Origin of the sequence: Nocardia sp. NPDC005746 (assembly GCF_040630785.1) — a bacterium.
In the GTDB taxonomy this organism is placed as follows: Bacteria; Actinomycetota; Actinomycetes; order Mycobacteriales; family Mycobacteriaceae; genus Nocardia.
On the sequence record NZ_JBEXYE010000029.1, the window covers coordinates 355 to 17,944 of the forward strand.

At 69.6% G+C, this 17,590-nt stretch carries 18 protein-coding genes; 10 read left to right on the plus strand and 8 right to left on the minus strand.

Annotation, left to right across the window (positions count from 1 at the left end; genetic code table 11):
• Positions 1-285: 285 nt before the first annotated feature.
• Complete coding sequence (locus tag ABZ412_RS33300; RefSeq protein WP_357288441.1) at positions 286-771, minus strand: nitroreductase/quinone reductase family protein; 486 nt, start codon at positions 769-771, stop codon at positions 286-288.
• An 89-nt stretch (positions 772-860) separates the two neighbouring features.
• Here ABZ412_RS33300 and ABZ412_RS33305 point away from each other — a divergent pair, with 89 nt between their 5' ends.
• Positions 861-1,760 (plus strand): RNA polymerase sigma-70 factor, encoded by a 900-nt coding sequence (locus tag ABZ412_RS33305; protein WP_357288444.1) that lies wholly within the window; start codon positions 861-863, stop codon positions 1,758-1,760.
• Between the two features lie 16 nt (positions 1,761-1,776).
• On the opposite strand, the gene ABZ412_RS33310 is transcribed toward ABZ412_RS33305, so the two are convergent.
• Both ABZ412_RS33310 and ABZ412_RS33315 read right to left on the minus strand, forming a co-directional pair.
• Positions 1,777-2,553 carry an isocitrate lyase/phosphoenolpyruvate mutase family protein gene (locus ABZ412_RS33310; RefSeq protein WP_357288447.1) on the minus strand — a complete coding sequence of 259 codons (777 nt, stop codon included), beginning with the start codon at positions 2,551-2,553 and terminating at the stop codon, positions 1,777-1,779.
• A 66-nt stretch (positions 2,554-2,619) separates the two neighbouring features.
• Complete coding sequence (locus tag ABZ412_RS33315; protein ID WP_357288450.1) at positions 2,620-4,356, minus strand: LCP family protein; 1,737 nt, start codon at positions 4,354-4,356, stop codon at positions 2,620-2,622.
• An 88-nt stretch (positions 4,357-4,444) separates the two neighbouring features.
• Between ABZ412_RS33315 and argC the strand changes: the two genes are divergently transcribed.
• Genes argC through ABZ412_RS33345 form a run of 6 tightly spaced genes read left to right on the plus strand, consistent with a single transcriptional unit; the run spans position 4,445 to position 10,307 of the window.
• The gene (gene argC / locus ABZ412_RS33320; protein WP_357288453.1) at positions 4,445-5,518 is read left to right on the plus strand and encodes an N-acetyl-gamma-glutamyl-phosphate reductase; all 1,074 of its coding nucleotides are present in this window, start codon (positions 4,445-4,447) and stop codon (positions 5,516-5,518) included.
• A gap of 32 nt (positions 5,519-5,550) precedes the next feature.
• Positions 5,551-6,753, plus strand: a complete 1,203-nt coding sequence (argJ, locus tag ABZ412_RS33325; RefSeq protein WP_357288592.1) for a bifunctional glutamate N-acetyltransferase/amino-acid acetyltransferase ArgJ — start codon at positions 5,551-5,553, stop codon at positions 6,751-6,753.
• Positions 6,750-7,649, plus strand: a complete 900-nt coding sequence (argB, locus tag ABZ412_RS33330) for an acetylglutamate kinase (protein ID WP_357288456.1) — start codon at positions 6,750-6,752, stop codon at positions 7,647-7,649. The genes argJ and argB overlap by 4 nt, the downstream gene beginning before the upstream one ends.
• Entirely contained in the window at positions 7,646-8,839 is a 1,194-nt protein-coding gene (locus ABZ412_RS33335; protein WP_357288459.1) for an acetylornithine transaminase, read from the plus strand. The genes argB and ABZ412_RS33335 overlap by 4 nt, the downstream gene beginning before the upstream one ends.
• A complete protein-coding gene (gene argF / locus ABZ412_RS33340; RefSeq protein WP_357288462.1) occupies positions 8,836-9,780 on the plus strand; it encodes an ornithine carbamoyltransferase in 945 nt (314 codons plus the stop codon). The genes ABZ412_RS33335 and argF overlap by 4 nt, the downstream gene beginning before the upstream one ends.
• On the plus strand, positions 9,777-10,307 hold the full coding sequence (locus ABZ412_RS33345) for an arginine repressor (protein WP_357288465.1): 531 nt from the start codon (positions 9,777-9,779) through the stop codon (positions 10,305-10,307). The genes argF and ABZ412_RS33345 overlap by 4 nt, the downstream gene beginning before the upstream one ends.
• A gap of 21 nt (positions 10,308-10,328) precedes the next feature.
• On the opposite strand, the gene ABZ412_RS33350 is transcribed toward ABZ412_RS33345, so the two are convergent.
• Positions 10,329-11,096, minus strand: a complete 768-nt coding sequence (locus tag ABZ412_RS33350; protein WP_357288468.1) for a trans-aconitate 2-methyltransferase — start codon at positions 11,094-11,096, stop codon at positions 10,329-10,331.
• Between the two features lie 248 nt (positions 11,097-11,344).
• Between ABZ412_RS33350 and ABZ412_RS33355 the strand changes: the two genes are divergently transcribed.
• Genes ABZ412_RS33355 through argH form a run of 3 tightly spaced genes read left to right on the plus strand, consistent with a single transcriptional unit; the run spans position 11,345 to position 14,940 of the window.
• Positions 11,345-12,547, plus strand: a complete 1,203-nt coding sequence (locus tag ABZ412_RS33355; protein WP_357097064.1) for an argininosuccinate synthase — start codon at positions 11,345-11,347, stop codon at positions 12,545-12,547.
• A gap of 48 nt (positions 12,548-12,595) precedes the next feature.
• Positions 12,596-13,522 carry an SAM-dependent methyltransferase gene (locus tag ABZ412_RS33360; protein WP_357288472.1) on the plus strand — a complete coding sequence of 309 codons (927 nt, stop codon included), beginning with the start codon at positions 12,596-12,598 and terminating at the stop codon, positions 13,520-13,522.
• Positions 13,519-14,940: an argininosuccinate lyase gene (gene argH / locus ABZ412_RS33365; RefSeq protein WP_357288475.1), complete on the plus strand. Its 1,422-nt coding sequence runs from the start codon at positions 13,519-13,521 to the stop codon at positions 14,938-14,940. Before ABZ412_RS33360 ends, argH begins: the two co-directional genes overlap by 4 nt.
• Positions 14,941-15,465: 525 nt before the next feature.
• On the opposite strand, the gene ABZ412_RS33370 is transcribed toward argH, so the two are convergent.
• From ABZ412_RS33370 to ABZ412_RS33385, 4 genes are all read right to left on the minus strand, one after another.
• Positions 15,466-15,936, minus strand: a complete 471-nt coding sequence (locus ABZ412_RS33370) for a redoxin domain-containing protein (protein ID WP_357288478.1) — start codon at positions 15,934-15,936, stop codon at positions 15,466-15,468.
• A 79-nt stretch (positions 15,937-16,015) separates the two neighbouring features.
• A complete protein-coding gene (locus ABZ412_RS33375; protein WP_357288480.1) occupies positions 16,016-16,564 on the minus strand; it encodes an RNA polymerase sigma factor in 549 nt (182 codons plus the stop codon).
• Positions 16,565-16,665: 101 nt separating this feature from the next.
• On the minus strand, positions 16,666-17,124 hold the full coding sequence (locus ABZ412_RS33380) for a DUF1801 domain-containing protein (protein ID WP_357288483.1): 459 nt from the start codon (positions 17,122-17,124) through the stop codon (positions 16,666-16,668).
• A 61-nt stretch (positions 17,125-17,185) separates the two neighbouring features.
• Positions 17,186-17,533 carry a VOC family protein gene (locus tag ABZ412_RS33385; protein ID WP_357288486.1) on the minus strand — a complete coding sequence of 116 codons (348 nt, stop codon included), beginning with the start codon at positions 17,531-17,533 and terminating at the stop codon, positions 17,186-17,188.
• Positions 17,534-17,590 lie beyond the last annotated feature (57 nt).

The window sequence follows — 17,590 nt, forward strand, 5'->3', positions numbered from 1 at the left end:
CTCGGCCACCCTCTCTTCCTTCTCCTGTCTTCACCGGTGGGGGCTGGTGGGTGAGGGGCCTCGTGAACTCGGCCACCCTCTCTTCCTTCTCCTGTCTTCACCGGTGGGGGCTGGTGGGTGAGGGGCCTCGTGAACTCGGCCACCCTCTCTTCCTTCTCCTGTCCTCACCGGTGGGGGCTGGTGGGTGAGGGGCCTCGCAAGCTCGGCCACCCTCTCTTCCTTCTCCAGGCGTCTTTGTCTTTTGGTCTCTTTGTCTTGGTCTTGTTCTTTGGGTTTTGTCTTCAACTACGCACGGCTGAGCACCGCGATAGGGAACTGCCGCGGACTCAGCGCACGGTAGGTATCGAAGTGGGGGTACGCCGCGGACAGAGTCTGCCAGTGCGCGTCGTATTCGGCGGGATCGGTAACCACCCGGTAGGTGACGGGAAAGCTGTCGCGCCCGATCCGAACCTGAGCCTTGTCGGTGGCAAGAAGGTTCTTCCACCAATTGGGCACGCCGGGATTGCCGCCATTGGAACCGCAGACCAGCAGATCGTCGCCGGACCGCACCAGCATCAGCATGACAGGCCGCGGCTCGCCGGACTTGCGGCCGGGAACCGTCAGCTCGAAGACAGGATCGCCGAAGAGAGTGGCGAAGCGAGTGCCGCCGAAACGCGTGTAGAGACGACGGTGGACGCGGGCGTAGAAGCGGGCCACGCCGCCCAGGTAGGTGCTGGAGTAGAAGTTGAAGCGGCCCATCAGGGTCAGCTTGCCGGGGTCGGCGCCGGTCATTGGATTTCCCCTCGGGACGGCGGACATTCGGGTTGACTGTACATGGTGTCCAGCGAGTTGACGCGAAGGCTACTGGCTAGGCTTCGGGCATGGGGATGGACACACAGCGGGCGGCCGGGGCGGACGAGTTCGATGGGCTGCGACCGTTGTTGTTCACCGTCGCCTACCAGCTGCTCGGGAGCGCGGCCGACGCCGAGGACGTGGTGCAGGACAGCTACCTGCGGTGGCGGGAGACGGACCGGGCGCGGGTGGAGAATCCACGGGCGTACCTGACCACCGTGGTGACACGACAGGCGCTCAACCATCTGCGCACGGTGCGTCGACGCCGTGAGGAGTACGTGGGCAGCTGGCTGCCCGAACCCATCCGCACCGACGCCGGTGTCGAACACGATGTGCTCCTGGCGGAATCGGTGTCGATGGCCATGCTGCTGGTACTGGAAACCCTCGGGCCGACCGAGCGGGCGGTGTTCGTGCTGTCGGAGGTGTTCGGGCACAGTTTCGTCGAAATCGCCGGAATGGTCGGCAAATCCGATGCCACGGTCCGCCAGATCGCGCATCGAGCTCGCGCGCACGTGCGAGAGCGCCGCAAGCGGTTCGAACCCGACGCCGAGACGAGCAGGGCGGTGATCGAACGATTCCTGCTGGCCACGCAGACCGGCGATACACAGACGCTGATGGATGTCCTCGCACCGGACGTCGTCCAGATCTCCGACGGCGGCGGCAAGGTCACCGCGGCCCGGAAACCCGTCGTGGGCGCGGATCGGGTCGCGATCTACCTGGTGCGTCTGGCACGGAACGGCATCGCGGACATGACCGTCGAGTTCGGCGCGTACAACGCACTGCCGGCCGTCCTGTTGCGTACCGCGGATGGCCGGCTCGACACCGTGCAGCTGATCGAAATGACCGGCGACCGCATCACCGGGCTGTACGCGATCCGTAACCCGGACAAGCTGCGGACCGCCGAACTGACGCGCGTGCTCGCACGGTGACCGGTCGCCGCGAAGGCTAAGGCTCCAGTACGCGCTGAATCGTTGCGTAACTGGGGATCTCGGCGACCAGCGGATGACCGTGGGCCACGGATTCCGCCGTGTGCACCGCGGCGGCCAGTGCCGCGCGGTACAGCAGTGACCCGGTGCTGATCCGCCGGACGCCCAACCCGCCCAGCTCGGCCACCGTCAGCCCGGTGGGGGAGAACAGGATGTTCAGCGGCGCGCTCAACGCCGCCGCGAGGGCCCGAATCCCATCGGCCTCGGTGATCCCCGGCACGAAAATGCCGTCCGCACCACACTTCTCGTAATGCTGGACCCGCTCCAGCGTGGAGTCCGCGTCGATGCCGAGCCAGTGGGTGTCGGTGCGCGCGTTGACGAACAGCTCGGGCACGCGAGCCTTCACCGCCGCGATCAGCTCGCCGTGCTCACGAGGATCCGCCAACGCCGTATTGGATCGGCTGTCCTCCAGGTTGATGCCCGCGATCCCCGCGTGCGCGAGTTCGGCGCAGAACTCCGCCACCTCGCGGGCGTCGGTGCTGAACCCGCCCTCGATGTCCACGGTGACCGGGATGGTCAGCCGGCCGAGCCGCCGCGCCAGCGCAAGGGTCTCGGCACGCGTGGCGGCGGTGCCGTCGGGCAGTCCGGCCGCGGCCGCGACGCCCAGGCTGGTGGTGCCCAGCGCCGGGAACCCCGCCTCGGCGAGCATGGCCGCCGACCCGTAGTCCCACGCGTTGGGCAGGACCAGCGGGCGGTCACCGTGGTGCAGACTGCGGAAGAGATCGGTCTTCGTCATGGCGGCGCTCCGTTCGTCGACGGTGGGTCACGCGGGTCGTGGCGATATCAGGTCACGCAGGTGAGATCAGTTCACGCAGGGGATCTTCGAGCCGATGGTGGTGGTCACCGGCTTGCCGGAGTCGGGCGCGTCCGAGGTGGTCGCGTCCGTGGTCGCGGCCAGGCTGTTGCTGGAGCCGTTGGCGGTGGTGGTGGGCGTGGTGGAGGTGGCCGTCGGGTCCAGCGACGTCGGGATCTCGAGGTCACTGCCGACGACCAGCTTCACGTGCCCGGCCGACACCGAGGTCGACGGGCTGACCGGCAGGCCGCCGAACATCTCCGACACCTGCTTGGCGTCGGTGTCGGCGCCGGTGCCGTAGTAGACGGTCGAGCTGGTGCCGTCGGCGTAGGAGGCGTTGGCGACCTCACCGGCCGGGAATCCCTTGGCGGTCAGCAACTTCGACACCTTCGCCGCCTGACCGGGGGTGCCGCTGGCGTTGACCACGTCCAGCGTCGAGGTGGGCGTGACGATCGGGGCGCTGGGCGCGGCCGGAGTCGACACGCCGAACGCCTCGCGCACCGTCTTCTTGATCGCCACCGGATCGATGACGTTCACGTCCTGGCCGTCGACATTGTCGTAGCGCAGCACCGGCAGCGTGCGGAACTCCACCGACGGCGAGTCCGCGCGGCCCAGGGTGGTGGCGAAATCGGTGAGGCTCCAGCCGTCGGAGAGCACCACGTCCTTGTGCGCCACATCGATCAGCGCCTTGAGCCGACCCGGATTGGTCAGCGTGCCAGAGCTTTTCATGGAGTTCGCGACCGAGGTCAGGAACGCCTGCTGCCGGTGGGTGCGGTCCAGGTCGCCGTTCTCGAGGCCGTGCCGCTGCCGCACGAACGCCAGCGCGTCCGAACCGTCCAGGTGCTGCGGTCCCGCCGGGAACTGCGCGCCCGAGTAGTAGCTGTCGTCCACGGCGTGGTTGAGGCACACGTCGACGCCGCCCAGCGCGGTCGCCAGATCGTAGAAGCCTGCCAGCGAGATCTCCGCGAACCGGTTGATCGGGACACCGGTCAGCGCCTTCACGGTCTGAACGATGCTGGCGCGCCCGGCTTCCCGGCCCTGCCGCTCCAGCTCGGGACCCTCGGCCATGCCCTTGGCCTTGAGCTTCTCCTCGACCGTGTACTTCTTGAGGCCGTACGCCTCCTTGATCTTGGCGTGGTCGTAGCCCGGGATGCCCTGCACCGGCACATAGTCGTCGCGCGGGATGGAGAACGCGACGATGTGCTTGAGGTCCTTCGGAATGTGCACCAGGATCAGCGAATTGGCGTTGTAGCCGCCCTCGGAGCCGTCGCCGGCGTGCAGCTGGTCGAGGATGTCCTTGGGGAGGTCGTTGCCGTTCAGGTCTTTTCGGGTGTCGAGACCGATCAGCAGCATGTTGATGTCGCCGTCGAGGTTCACGTCCTCGGGCGAGATCGCGCCGGAGCGGGTGAAACCCTGGTCCAGGGTGGTCTCGCCGTACCAGACGATGCCGGTGACGCCCATCACGCTCGCCGCGACCATGGCCATGGCGCCGCGTCCGACCAGCCGCAGCTTCTTGTCGCGCGCACGGTCGGCGGGGGTGCGTTCGCGGCGGTCGGCGCCGCGGCCCGGCTTCTCGCCGCCGCCCTGTCGATCCTTGGTACGACGGCGGCCCGCGCGCGGGGGATTCGAGTCGCCCTCGGCGCGCCGCGAACGGCGAGGTGCGGGATTCGGCGTCTCCGGTGCCTGGCGAGAGCGGCCCGGCTGGGGGCCGACGACCGGCAGCGGTTGGGTGGCGTCGTCGTACATGGCGCTGTCGAGTGTGCCGTAAGCGGCGCGTCCTGTCAGATTTCCGCCCGGTTGTGAATGAGCTTGCACAGTCGTGCATAATCATCACATGGTGGATACCTCGAACGGGCCCCTGCGGGTCGCGGTAGCTGGTGCGAGCGGCTACGCGGGGGGTGAAGTGCTGCGCCTGCTCCTCGGACACCCCGCCTACCGAAGCGGGCGCCTCGAGATCGGGGCGCTGACCGCGGGCTCCAACGCCGGCACCACCCTCGGTGAGCTGCAGCCTCACCTGCTGCCGCTCGCCGACCGGGTACTCGCGCCCACCACCGTCGAGGAACTGTCCGGTCACGACGTGGTCTTCCTCGGCCTGCCGCACGGCCAGTCCGCGGCGATCGCCACGGCCTTGCCGGACTCCACGATCATCATCGACTGTGGCGCCGACTTCCGGCTCACCGACGGCGCGGCCTGGGAGAAGTACTACGGCACCCCGCACGCCGGCCACTGGCCCTACGGGCTGCCCGAACTGCCGGGCGGGCGCGACAAGCTGCGCGGCGCCACCCGGATCGCGGTCCCCGGCTGCTACCCCACCGTGTCGAGTCTGGCGCTGGCCCCGGCCGTCGCGGCGGGCATCATCGAACCGCGGGTGAATGTGGTTGCGGTGAGCGGCACTTCGGGCGCGGGCCGCAAACTCGACGTGGGCCTGCTCGGCTCCGAGGTGATGGGCTCGATGCGGGCCTACAGCATCGCGGGCGCGCACCGGCACACCCCCGAGATCGCGCAGAACCTGAAGGCCGCCCAGCTGTCCGGCGGGACCGCCGGTGCCGACGTGAGCGTGTCGTTCACCCCCGTGCTGGCCCCGCTGCCGCGCGGCATCCTCGCCACCTGCACCGCCCCCACCACCGTGGACGCCGCCCAGGCCCGGGCCGTCTACGAGAAGGCGTACGCCGACGAGCCTTTCGTGCACCTGCTGCCCGAAGGCGTGCTCCCGCAGACCGGTTCGGTGCTCGGCTCCAACGCCGTCACCCTCCAGGTCACCGTGGACACCGACGCCGGACTGCTGGTGGTCATCGGCGCGATCGACAACCTGACCAAGGGCACCGCCGGGGCCGCGGTGCAATCGATGAACCTGGCCCTCGGAATCGACGAGACCGCAGGACTTTCCACCGTAGGAGTGGCACCGTGAGCAACGACAACGTCAGCAACGACAGCGGGGCTGTGGGGAACGGCAAGCTCGTGCGGTCCCAGGGCGTCACCGCGCCGCTGGGCTTCCGGGCGGCCGGTATCACGGCGGGCATCAAGAAGAGCGGCAAGCCCGACCTGGCACTGGTGTTCAACGAGGGCCCCGAATATTCGGCGGCGGGCGTGTTCACCCGCAACAAGGTCAAGGCCGCACCCGTGCTGTGGTCGCAGCAGGTGCTGACCGGCGGGCACCTGCGCGCCGTCATCCTGAACTCGGGCGGCGCCAACGCCTGCACCGGCCCCGGCGGCTTCCAGGACACCCACGCCACCGCCGAGGAACTCGCGAAGGCGCTGAGCAACTGGGGCACCGAGACCGGCGCCGGCGAGATCGCCGTCTGCTCCACCGGTCTGATCGGTGACCGGCTGCCCATGGACAAGCTGATCCCCGCCGTCACCGAGATCGTGCACGAGATGGGCGGCGGCCTGTCCGGCGGCGCCGAGGCCGCGCGCGCCATCATGACCACCGACACGGTGCCGAAGGAGACCGCCTTCCACCATCGGGACAAGTGGAACGTCGGCGGTATGGCCAAGGGCGCGGGCATGCTCGCGCCGTCGCTGGCCACCATGCTGGTGGTGCTCACCACCGACGCTGCCGCCACCCCGGCCCAGCTGGACGAGGCGCTGCGCAACGCCACCCGCTACACCTTCGACCGCCTCGACGTGGACGGCTCCTGCTCCACCAACGACACCGTGCTGCTGCTGGCCAACGGCGCGTCCGGAGTCGTCCCGAGCCAGGCTGACCTGAACGCGGCCGTGCTCGCGGTCTGCGACGACCTCGCCGAGCAGCTCATGTCCGACGCCGAAGGCGTCACCAAGCGCGTGCACATCACCGTGAAGGGTGCGGTCAGCGAGGAAGAGGCGCTGATCGGCGCGCGGGCCCTGGCCCGCGACAGCCTGGTCAAGACCGCCTTCTTCGGCTCCGACCCGAACTGGGGCCGGGTGCTGGCCTCGATCGGCATCGCGCCCATCGAACTGGATCCGAACCGGGTCTCGGTGTCGTTCAACGGATCCCCGGTGTGCATCGACGGCGCGGGCGCGCCCGGCGCGCGCGAGGTGGACCTGTCCGGCCCCGACATCCAGGTGCTGGTGGAACTGAACCTCGGCGACGGTGAGGCCACCGTCCGCACCACCGACCTGTCGCACGGTTACGTCGAAGAGAACTCGGCCTACAGCTCATGAGCGATGTGGTGAAACAGCTTTCGGCCCTCGACAAGGCGCACGTCCTCGCCGACGCGCTGCCGTGGTTGCAGAAGTTCCGCGACAAGATCGTGGTCGTGAAGTACGGCGGCAACGCCATGATCGACGACGACCTCAAGCGCGCCTTCGCCGCCGACATGGCGTTCCTGCGCACGGTCGGCGTGCACCCGGTGGTGGTGCACGGCGGCGGGCCGCAGATCAGCGCCATGCTGAAGAAGCTCGGCATGACCGGCGAATTCCGCGGCGGCTTCCGGGTCACCACGCCCGAGGTCATGGACGTGGTCCGGATGGTGCTGTTCGGGCAGGTGGGCCGAGAACTGGTGGGGCTCATCAACGCTCACGGCCCGTACGCGGTCGGTATCTCCGGTGAGGACGCGCACCTGTTCACCGCCACCCGCCGCACCGTGCAGGTCGACGGCGAGGCCACCGATATCGGGCTGGTCGGCGACGTCACCTCCGTGGAGCCCTCGGCCGTGCTGGATCTGATCGCGGCGGGCCGGATTCCGGTGGTGTCCACCATCGCCCCCGACGCCGACGGCGTGGTGCACAACATCAACGCCGACACCGCCGCGGCCGCGCTCGCCGAGGGCATCGGCGCGGAGAAGCTCGTCATCCTCACCGATGTCGAGGGCCTGTACACGAATTGGCCCGACCGGTCCTCGCTGACCAGCCGCATCGACACCGACGAACTGGCCAAGTTGCTGCCGTCGCTGGACGAGGGCATGGTCCCGAAGATGGAAGCCTGCCTGCGCGCCGTCGAGGGCGGCGTCCCGACCGCGCACGTGATCGACGGGCGCGTCGCGCACTCGGTCCTGCTGGAACTGTTCACCGGGGAGGGCATCGGCACGATGGTCACCCCCGCACAGGAGATCTCATGAGTACAGCCGACATTCAGCAGCGGTGGCAGACCGCCCTGATGAACAACTACGGCACCCCGAAGGTCGCGCTGGTGCGCGGCGCGGGCGCGGTGGTGTACGACGCCGACGGCAAGCGCTACCTCGATTTCCTGGGCGGCATCGCGGTCAACAGCCTCGGCCACGCGCATCCGGCGATCCTGAACGCGGTCACCCAGCAGCTCGGCACCCTGGGCCACGTCTCCAATCTGTATGCCTCCGAACCGGTCATCGAGCTCGCCGAGCGGCTGCTCGCGCACTTCGGCGACGGCCACGGCAAGGCGTTCTTCTGCAATTCCGGCACCGAGGCCAACGAGGCCGCGTTCAAGATGGCGCGACTGACCGGACGCACCAAGATCGTCGCCTGCGAGGAGGCGTTCCACGGCCGCACCATGGGCGCGCTCGCGCTCACCGGCCAGCCGTCCAAGCGGGAGCCGTTCGAGCCCATGCCCGCCGGCGTCGTGCACGTGCCCTACGGTGACGCGCTCGCGCTGGCCGCGGCCGTCGACCAGGACACCGCCGCGGTGTTCATCGAACCCATCATGGGTGAGAGCGGCGTCGTGGTGCCCCCCGCCGACTACCTGGCCAAGGCCCGCGCGATCACCAAGGACCAAGGCGCGCTGCTGATCCTGGACGAGGTGCAGACCGGTATCGGCCGCACCGGCGCGTTCTACGCCCACCAGGCTGCGGGCATCGTGCCCGACGTCATCACCCTGGCCAAGGGGCTCGGCGGCGGCCTGCCGATCGGCGCGGTGCTGGCCCAGGGCCCGGCCGCGGATCTGCTGCAGCCGGGCATGCACGGCACCACCTTCGGCGGCAACCCGGTGTGCGCGGCGGCCGCGCTGGCCGTGTTGCGGACCATCGACGAAGAGGGTTTGCTCTCGCACGTGGAGAAGGTCGGCAAGATCCTCGTCGACGGCATCGAGCACCTCGGGCATCCGCTGGTGGATCATGTGCGCGGCGCGGGCCTGCTCATCGGCATCCAGCTGACCGACGACGTCTCCGCCGAGGTCGATCTCGCCGCCCGCGAGGCCGGCTACCTGCTGAATCCCGCCAAGCCCAATGTGATCCGGCTCGCCCCGCCCCTGGTGCTCACCGAGACCCAGGCCGAGAACTTCCTGTCCGACCTGCCCGGCATCCTCGATGCCGCCCAGGCCCAGAAGGAGTCCAAGTGACCATCCGGCATTTCCTGCGCGACGACGACGTCACCCCCGCCGAACAGGCCGAGATCCTCTCCCTGGCAGCGGAATTGAAGGCCGCGCCGCTGGCCCGCAAGCCCCTGGAAGGCCCGCGCGGCGTCGCGGTCATGTTCGAGAAGAACTCCACCCGGACCCGCTTCTCCTTCGAGATGGGCATCGCCCAGCTCGGCGGCCACGCCGTCGTGGTGGACGGCCGCGACACCCAGCTGGGCCGCGAGGAGACCCTCGCCGACACCGGCCGGGTGCTCTCCCGCTACGTCGACGCCATCGTGTGGCGTACTTTCGAACAGGCCCGTCTGGACGAGATGGCCGGAGCCGCAACGGTTCCCGTCGTCAACGCGCTGTCCAACGAGTTCCATCCGTGTCAGGTGCTGGCCGACCTGCAGACCCTGCGCGAGCGCAAGGGCGACGATCTGACCGGCCGCAACCTCACCTTCCTGGGCGACGGCGCGAACAATATGGCGCACTCGCTCATGCTGGGCGGCGTCACCGCGGGCATGAACGTCACCATCGCCGCCCCCGAGGGTTTCGAGCCCTTCGGCTGGATCGTCGACGCCGCCCAGAAGCGGGCCGCCGAGACCGGCGCGACCATCACCATCACCCACGACCCGCTCGCCGCCGTCGACGGCGCCGACGCCCTGGTCACCGATACCTGGACCTCCATGGGCCAGGAGAACGACGGCCGCGACCGCGTCGCCCCGTTCCGTCCCTTCCAGGTCAACGCCGAGCTGCTGGCCCGCGCGGCCGCGGATGTGACGGTCCTGCACTGTCTTCCGGCCCACCGCGGCGAGGAGATCACCGACGAGGTCCTCGACGGCCCGCACAGCGCGGTCTGGGACGAGGCCGAGAACCGCCTGCACGCCCAGAAGGCCCTGCTGGTCTGGCTGCTGGAACGATTCGCGCGAGGCGACAGGTGAGCAGCGGCGAACGACGCACGGCCGCACCGGCTTCGGGTAAGTCCGGTGCGGCCGTCGCACGCACGCGCGCGGGCCGGCAGGCCCGCATCGTCGCCATCCTGGCCCAGCACGAGGTCCGCAGCCAGTCCGAACTGGCCGCCCTGCTCTCCGGCGAGGGCATCGACACCACCCAGGCCACCCTCTCCCGTGACCTCGACGAACTCGGCGCGGTGAAGCTGCGCGCCGCCGACGGCGGCGCGGGCGTCTACGTGGTCCCCGAGGACGGCAGCCCCGTTCGCGGCGTCACCGGCGGCACCGAACGCCTCTCGAAACTCCTGGGCGACCTGCTGGTCTCCACTGACGCCAGCGGCAATATCGCGGTCCTGCGCACCCCGCCCGGCGCGGCGCACTTCCTGGCCAGCGCCCTCGACCGCGCGGCGCTGCCCGAGGTGGTCGGCACCATCGCCGGCGACGACACCATCGCCGTCATCGCCCGCGAACCCATGACCGGTGCGGAACTGGCCGCCAAGATCGAACAGCTGGCCTGAGCGTTCACCCCGCCCAAGTGTTCACTCGGCCTTGTGCGCCACCGCGAAGACGCGGCGGAACGGCAGCCACGTCGTGCCGTCGGGGTTGCGGGGGTAGGCGTCGCGCAGGATCGGGGCGAGGTCGGCGCGGAACTGCTGCCACTCCCGGTCGTCGAGGGTGTCGCGGACCGGACGCAGGGCCGTGCCCGTGACCCAGTGCAGGACCGGGTCTTCGCCGGTCAGGGGCTGGAGGTAGGTGGTTTCCCAGGCGTCGACCGCGCATCCGGCGGCGGCCAGGACCGAGGCGTACCCGGCGGGGTCCGGAACCGCCAGACGGTCGGGAATGCCTGCCGCCGACAGGCGTTCGCGCCAGCGCGGGGAGGAGGCGACCTCGCGGATCGCGACATGGGAAGGGGCGTCGAAGTTCCCGGGCACCTGGAGGGCGAGCCAGGCGCCGCCGGGCAGGACGTCGATCCATTTCGGCAGCAGGGCAAGGTGATCCGGGACCCACTGCAGGACCGCGTTGGTGACGACCACGTCGGTGTCGGGGGCGGGGTGCCAGTCGCGGACATCGGCGACCGTGGCGTCGATGCCGAGTTCGCGTGCGGCGGCAACCATGTCGGGGGAGGAGTCGAACGCTTCGAGGGTCGCGTCCGGCCAGCGCTTCGTGAGGGCGGCGGTGAGATTGCCGGGGCCGCAGCCCACGTCGGCCACGCGCCGGGGCCGGTCGGCTCGCACACGGTTGACCAGATCGAAGAACGGTCGCGCGCGCAGATCGTCGAAGGCGAGGTAGGTCTCCGGGTCCCACATGGGGTCCTCCGATCGTCGAATTTCCCAAACCGTACGTCCGTACTGTATTCCTGTTCGGGTGTCGAGGCAAGGCTCTCGGGGGCGATGGGCGCGGCGATCGGCGCAGGCGGGGACCCCGGTTATGAATGGGATTGCATCGTCATGCATAATCATTTGCAGGACGACGGAGCGCACCATGGGACCGGGTAGGGACCGCGGGCAGCGCACCGGTCGAGGGCCTAAACGGACTACTGAGGAGCACACGGACTATGACCAAGCGCGTCGTACTCGCCTACTCCGGCGGACTGGACACATCGGTCGCCATCAGCTGGATCGGTAAGGAGACCGGCGCCGAGGTCGTCGCCGTCGCCATCGATCTCGGCCAGGGCGGCGAGGACATGAACGACGTGCGCCAGCGCGCGCTGGACTGCGGCGCGGTCGAGTCCATCGTCGTGGACGCCCGCGACGAGTTCGCCAACGAGTACTGCCTGCCGACCGTGCAGGCCAACGCCCTGTACATGGGCCGCTACCCGCTGGTCTCGGCCATCTCGCGGCCGCTGATCGTCAAGCACCTCGTCGAGGCCGCCGAGTACCACGGCGCCGACACCGTCTCGCACGGCTGCACCGGCAAGGGCAACGACCAGGTCCGCTTCGAGGTCGGCATCGGCGCGCTCGCCCCCGACCTGAAGGTCATCGCCCCGGTCCGCGACTACGCCTGGACCCGTGAGAAGGCCATCGAGTTCGCCGGTGAGAACAAGCTCCCGATCAACGTGAGCAAGAAGTCGCCGTTCTCCATCGACCAGAACCTGTGGGGCCGCGCGGTCGAGACCGGTTTCCTCGAGGACCTGTGGAACGCCCCGACCAAGGATGTCTACGACTACACCGTGGACCCGACCGTCAACTTCGAGGCGCCCGACGAGCTCATCATCACCTTCGACAAGGGTGTCCCGGTCGCCATCGACGGCCGCCCGGTCACCATGCTCGAGGCCATCACCGAGCTGAACCAGCGCGCCGGCCGTCAGGGCGTGGGCCGTCTGGACATGGTCGAGGACCGTCTCGTCGGCATCAAGAGCCGTGAGATCTACGAGGCCCCCGGCGCCATCGCGCTGATCGCGGCCCACCAGGAGATGGAAGCCGTCACCATCGAGCGCGAGCTGGGCCGCTACAAGCGCCAGGTCGAGCAGCGCTGGGGCGAGCTGGTGTACGACGGCCTGTGGTACTCCCCGCTCAAGCGCGCCCTCGACGCGTTCGTGCAGGACACCCAGCAGCACGTCTCCGGCGAGATCCGCATGGTGCTGCACGGCGGCAGCGTGGTCGTCAACGGCCGTCGCTCCGACGAGTCGCTCTACGACTTCAACCTGGCCACCTACGACGAGGGCGACACCTTCGACCAGTCGCTGGCCAAGGGCTTCGTCCAGATCCACGGTCTGTCCTCCAAGGTCGCGGCCCGACGGGACCTCAATAGCAAGTAGTAGCGTCGATCCGGGCAGTGCACGCACCCGGCCGAAGGAGACGCGCCCATGCGAACCGATGACGACAGTTGGGACATCACGGAGAGCGTGGGCGCGACCGCCCTCGGCGTCGCCGCCCTGCGCGCCCACGAGAGCGGACGCGAGGACGCGCTGTTCCAGGATCCGTACGCCGCGAAACTGGTCAGCGCCGTCGGCTCCGACGGCTGGAACAACCTCATGGCCGGGATGCGGAACCTCGGCGACGGTGAGCAGGGCGGCGAGGACACCGACCTGAGCAACTGGTCGATGGGCAGTGTCCTGATCGCTCGCACGATCTACTTCGACGAGTACTTCGCCGCCGTCCAGCGCGCCGGGATCCGGCAGATCGTGATCCTGGCCGCCGGGCTCGACGCCCGCGCCTACCGGCTCGAATGGCCCGAGGGCACCCGCATCTTCGAACTGGATCAGCCGAAGGTGCTGGCGTTCAAGGCCCGAGCGCTGGCCGACGACGAACCCGCCGCCGACCGCCGCGAAGTGGCGATCGACCTGCGGCAGGACTGGCCGAAAGCCCTGCTGGACAAGGGTTTCGAACCCGGCGAGCCGACCGCCTGGCTGGCGGAGGGGCTGCTGCGGTACCTGCCCGGCCACGCCCAGGACAAACTGCTCGAGCAGGTGGCCGAACTCAGCGCGCCCGGCAGCCGGGTGGCGTTGAACCTCGGCACCGACAAGGACATGGCCGGCCAGTTCCGGGAGCGGCGCGCCAAGGTGATGGCCGACGCCGGCGTGAAGATCGACCTGGAAAACCTGTTCTACCCGTGGGAGGACCGCAAGGACCCCCGCACCTGGTTCGCCATGCACCAGTGGCTGGTGACCGAGGGCGACCCGGTCACCGTGCTCGAGGACCGCGGCCGTACCGTCCCGGAGACGGCCAAGGCCGGTATGGGCCACCACATTCTGATGACCGCACTCCGACCCCGAGGAGACGACACGCTATGAGCCAGGGCGGCAGCACCAATGCAGGCGCGCTGTGGGGTGGACGCTTCGCGTCCGGTCCCGCCGCGGCGATGGCGGCGCTGAGCAAGTCGACCCACTTCGACTGGGCGCTCGCGCCGTACGACGTCCGCGCCTCCAAGGCGCACGCGCGCGTGCTGCACAAGGCCGGGCTGCTCTCGGCGCCGGATCTGGAGGGCATGCTGGCCGGACTGGATCAGCTGGCGGCCGATGTGGCGTCGGGCGCGTTCGGGCCGCTGGAATCGGACGAGGATGTGCACGGCGCGCTCGAGCGCGGCCTGATCGACCGGGTCGGCACCGAGCTCGGCGGGCGGCTGCGCGCGGGCCGCTCCCGCAACGACCAGGTGGCCACGCTGTTCCGCATGTGGCTGCGGGACGCGGTGCGGCACATCGCCGCCGGCGTGCTCGACGTGGTCGACGCCATCGTCGCGCAGGCCGCCGCGCACCCCGACGCCGTCATGCCCGGCAAGACCCACCTGCAGGCCGCCCAGCCGGTGCTGCTGGCCCACCACCTGCTCGCGCACGCGCATCCGCTGCTGCGCGACATCGACCGGATCCGCGATTTCGACAAGCGGGCCGCGGTGTCGCCCTACGGTTCCGGCGCGCTGGCGGGCTCCTCGCTGGGCCTGGACCCGGAAGCCATCGCCGCCGAACTGAACTTCGACTCCTCGGCCGCGAACTCCATCGACGCCACCTCCTCGCGCGACTTCGCCGCCGAGGCCGCGTTCGTGCTGTCCATGATCGCCGTCGACCTCAGCCGCATGGCCGAAGAGGTGATCATCTGGAGCACACCGGAATTCGGCTACATCACCCTCGCCGACGCCTGGTCCACGGGCTCGTCGATCATGCCGCAGAAGAAGAACCCGGACGTCTCGGAGCTGACCCGCGGCAAGGCCGGTCGCCTCATCGGAAACCTGACCGGTTTGCTGGCCACCCTGAAGGCGCAGCCGCTGGCCTACAACCGTGACCTGCAGGAAGACAAGGAACCGGTCTTCGACTCGGTCGCCCAGCTGGAGCTGCTGCTGCCCGCCATCGCGGGCCTGGTCTCCACCCTGACCTTCCACACCGACCGCATGGCCGAGCTGGCCCCGGCGGGCTTCACCCTCGCCACCGACATCGCCGAATGGCTGGTCCGCCAGGGCGTTCCGTTCCGCGTCGCGCACGAGGCCGCGGGCGGCTGCGTCCGCGCCGCGGAGGCGCGCGGCGTCGGACTGGACGAGCTGACCGACGCGGAGTTCGCGGCCGTCGACCCGGCCCTGACCCCCGGTGTGCGTGAGGTGCTGACGGTGCAGGGCTCCATCGCCTCCCGCAACGCGCGCGGCGGCACCGCCGGAACCCAGGTCGCCAAGCAGCTCGAAGAGGTGCGCGGCACGGCCGCCACCCAGCGCGCCTGGCTGGGCTGACTCACCGACGACAACGGCCCGTGGGGGTTCCTGCTCCGGAACCCCCACGGGCCGTTCGTCATCCGCGACGGTAATTCATGTGTTTCGCGGCGGGCACCGACGCGCGACCGGAGTCGTGCACCTTGCCGTCGCGATTGTGTTGTTTCCGCGCGCCTTTGCCGCGCCGTTCGGCGCGCGAGAGCCGAGGCTCCTCGGGAGCGTCGACAGGGATGTCGGGCGACGCGGGGACAGCGGGCGACGCCGGAATTGCCGGCGACGCGGGAATTGCATCCGGCGCGGGAGTTGCATCCAGCGCGGGAGTTGCATGCGGCGCGGGAGTTGCAGGCAGCGAGAAGTGCTCGGGCACAAGTCCTCCTAGAAATATGCGTGACCGACTAACCGGATCGGATGCCGGTCGGAATCGGGAAAGCCACGGGCGGTCGAGACGACAGACCGCCGGGCGTCAGACGCGAATCGCGCTCAGGAGAACAGGAACAGCCACATGCCGAGCACTGTAACCACAGGCCCGCATCCGCCGCATCCCATTTAATTCCGCGTGTCCCGCAGGGCGAGGACGGCCGCGGTGATGCCCTTCCGGTCGTAGCTGCTGACCGGCATGGTCGCGCCGTGGGCGTGGCGGACGGTGCCCTCGGCGTCGACGAGCACCGTCCCCGACTGCCGCATCGAACCGAACATCCGGCGGGTCAGGCCGACCGACTCGTGCGGGTCGCCGGTCGAGCCGGTCAGGACGGCGAACGGTATGGCGTGCTTGGTCTTCCAGGCCAGAGCGGTGTCGCGATCCTCGGGGACCACGATCACGACCCGGATGTCCTCGTCGTCGAAGAAGTCGCGCCGCGCGATGAGATCACGGACGTGCCGGTTGCAGATCGGGCACGAGGTCGAGCGCATGAAATACAGCAGGGTGCCGCGCGCGTCGCGGCCGTCCGACAGCAGCCAGGGCTGTCCGGCGGTATCGATCAGGTCCAGGTTCGGCGCGGGGTGTTCGGTGGTGAGCATGGCGGGGCGTCCCTTCGCATGGGGTGGTACGACATGGCCGGATGGCGTGAGATGACCGGTGGTGCGACCGGCCCGGCGGTCAGCGACGGTGGTCGAGACCCTGGCGGACCGCGGCGCGGGCGCGGTGCAGCTGCGATTTCATTGCCGCGGTGCTCAATCCGAGCGCGTCGGCGGTCGCGCGGCCGGGATAGCCCAGTACATCGCGCATGATCAGCACCCGGCGCTGCACCTCGGGCAGAGCCGTGATCGCCTCGGCCAGCTGGTCGGCGTCCAGCCGCCGCAGCACCTCGTCCTCGGCGGAGAGGACGACATCGCCGGTCTCGGTCCGCGGCGCGTGGTCCAGGACTCGGCGCGCCCGGCGCAGGCACTCGTTGCGGACGATGCGGAACATCCACGACGCCAGCGCGGTGGTCGCGCGCAGCGTGCCGATCTTGCGGTACAGGATGATCAGCGCTTCCTGCGTGGCGTCCTCGGCATCGGTGTCGGAGGCGCACAGATGCTGCGCGAACCTGCGCACATGCGGATGCGCGCCGTACACGACGGCGGCGATCGCCTCGCGGTCACCGTTCTGGGCCGCCGTCACCAGCTGCTCACCGGCCCAGCCGCGTTCCACGTCCTGCTCTCTCACTTCGATTCGTACAGTCACCACCATAAGAGCGTCCCCGGCCGGAAAAGGATTCGAATCCGGCCGGGGAAAGTTCGCCCGTGGGTGTTTCCGAGCTCGGGGGTCTAGCTCAGTGCCTGCCGCATGAGTTCGGTGATGCGGGCCTCGGTGGCGGGCGTCATGCTCCGCAGCGCGTAGTTGACCGGCCACATCTCGCCGTCGTCCAGGTTGGCGGCATCGTTGAAGCCCAGGATGGCGTAGCGGTACTTGAACTTGGCGGCGGGCTGGAAGAAGAACACGATCTTGCCGTCGCGGGTGTAGGACGGCATGCCGTACCAGGTCTTCGCGCCGAGCTCGGGGGCGATGGACTTGACCAGGGCGTGCAGGCGTTCGGCGATCGCGCGGTCGGCGTCGTCCATCTCGGCGATCTTGGCCAGCACGTCCTGCTCGCCGTCGGCCTTGGCGGAGCGGGAGTTGCGGCGGCGGGCGGCGGTCTTCAGTTCCTCGGCATGGGCTTTCATGGCGGCGCGCTCGTCGGCGCTGAAACCGACGGTGGTCTTCTGGGCGGGGTTCTCGGTGGCCATGGCTGGATTCCTTTGCGGGAGTGGGGGAGAGGTGGGAGAGGATCGGGGGCGACGGGGAGGGTCAGCGGTCCTGGATGAGGCCCAGGACATTGCCGTCGGGGTCGGTCACGGTGGCGACCAGGCGGCCGCCGCCGACCTCGCGGGCGGCCTGCTGCACGGCCGCCCCGGCCGCGGTGAGCGCCGCGATCTTGGCCTCGATATCGGCGACATGCCAGTAGGAGACGGGGGATTCCGGGCTCTGCGGGCTGCCCGCCGGGACCAGGCCGATGTGCTGGCCCTCGGCCTCGAAGCCCACGTAGTAGGGGGAGTCGGTCTGCGGCTCGAGGCCCAGCAGAGCGGCGTACACGGTCTTGGCGGCGGTCAGGTCGGCGACGGGGTGCAGCACGGTCTTGATGCCCTGGGTGGTCATTGTTTCTCCTGGTGAGAGGGTGTTCGTTCGGTGTGCTTCCAGCTTCGCCTCCGGGAC